Source organism: Candidatus Frankia nodulisporulans (genome assembly GCF_902806475.1).
GTDB classification, from domain to species: domain Bacteria; phylum Actinomycetota; class Actinomycetes; order Frankiales; family Frankiaceae; genus Frankia; species Frankia umida.
Map to the genome: position 1 here is coordinate 1 of NZ_CADCWS010000456.1, position 1,597 is coordinate 1,597.

The 1,597-nt window shown below is 72.9% G+C and carries 1 protein-coding gene; it reads left to right on the forward strand.

What is annotated here, in order from left to right; translation table 11 throughout:
* Window positions 1–309: 309 nt before the first annotated feature.
* Window positions 310–1,597 (forward strand): sensor histidine kinase (locus tag G6R24_RS20755; RefSeq protein ID WP_225438879.1); only part of this gene is annotated, 1,288 nt, incomplete at its 3' end.

Genomic DNA, 1,597 nt, shown 5'->3' on the forward strand with positions numbered 1-1,597 from the left:
CGGGAACCGGCGGCACCGGATCGGGTGTGCCAGGGCCGGGACCGGGCGGCGGAAGGACGCCGGTGGTGTCTGCGATGGTGGTCATGAGGTGGCCGTGCCCACCGGTCGGCGGCGGCACACCGCCCTGTCCTCGAAGGCCACATCCAACGTGTGCGGTTCGGTGGTGCGGGGGTCGGCCAGGATCGTGGCCGGACCCGTCCCCCGAGGGTGCTGGGCTTGGCCGCGAGGAGCGGGAAGAGAAGCGGGAAATGGAATGAATCGGTTGCGGGGGGTGGCAGAGATCGGGGTGGCTCACTACCGTTGCGAGCTATGACCGGGTTGGTCGTGTCGGCGGGACCGTCCCGAATGGTCGTGGTGCGCACCGAGCAGCGCCTGGCGCGGATGGTGGGGTACGCGCGGGCGGCCTGCGCGTCGTTCGTGCTCATACCGCTTTTCGGCTGGTCGGATCTGCGCCATGCCTCGATCGCCGTGGTGATCGCGGTGGCGGCGCTCGCGGAGGCGGCCTGGTTCGCCTGGCGGGCCTGGCACCGGGTGGGGCGGTTGTCGCAGCGGCTGGTGCTGGCGGACGTCGCGTTCTGCGTGGCGCTGATGGCCGTCGGCTCGCGGGCGGCCTGGCCGCACGAGCGCAACAGGATCATGACGGAGCTGGTCCCGTTCAGCCTGGTCTCGTCCGCGGGGGTGGGTATCGCGGTCGGGCTCGGGTCCGCCGGGGTGCTCCTGGTGGTGGCGCTGATGGCGACCTGGAGCATCGCCGTCCTGCCGGACGTCACCCTCAAACTCGGCTCCGACCTGCTCGGCTTCGCCCTGTGGTACGTCGTCGCGATCCTCATCGCCGGTGAACTGCGCCGGCTGTCGACGGCCACCGCGGACGCCCAGGACGACGCGGCCGCCGCCTCGGCCCGGGCCGCCCAGCAGGAGCTGGAGACCGAGAGCGCGTTCCAGCGCGAGATCACCCACCGGGAGGTCCACGACTACCTGCTGCCGATCGTCGACCATGTGGCCGGCGGCGGTGCGCTATCGGCGGCGCTGGTCCGCGAGGCGCGCCGCGGTTCGGCACGCGCCCGCCGCCTCATCATGGATCCGCGTGGCCTCGAACCCCGCGTCCCGCACGACGGCCACACCCCCACCCCGGACCTGCCCCATCCGAGCGCGGCCGTGGCGACAGCCACACCGGCGGGTTCGGTGCCGGTGCTCGATGGCGAGACGAGTACTGAGGCGATGATGTCGGCGGTCGTCGACACCTTCACCGACGAGGGTCTCGCGCTCGTCCCGTTCCTCGGGGTCACCGGCGAACCGCCCGAGCCCGTCCGCGAGGCGCTGGTGGCCGCGACACGCGAGGCCCTGCGTAACGTGCTGCGGCACGCCGGCCCGGTGGACGAGGTCAGCCTGTTCGTCGAGGGCGATGCCGAGACGATGCTCGTCGTCGTCCGCGACCGCGGTGTCGGCTTCGACCAGGCGACGGTGCGCCCCGGTGGGGGACTCGCCGGCAGCTACCGCGCGCTCGAACGGCACGGTGGGCATGTCACCGTGACAGCCCGCCCCGGCCGCGGCGTCAAGGTCACGATGCGCTGGCCGGCCCACGCCGACGACCACCCCA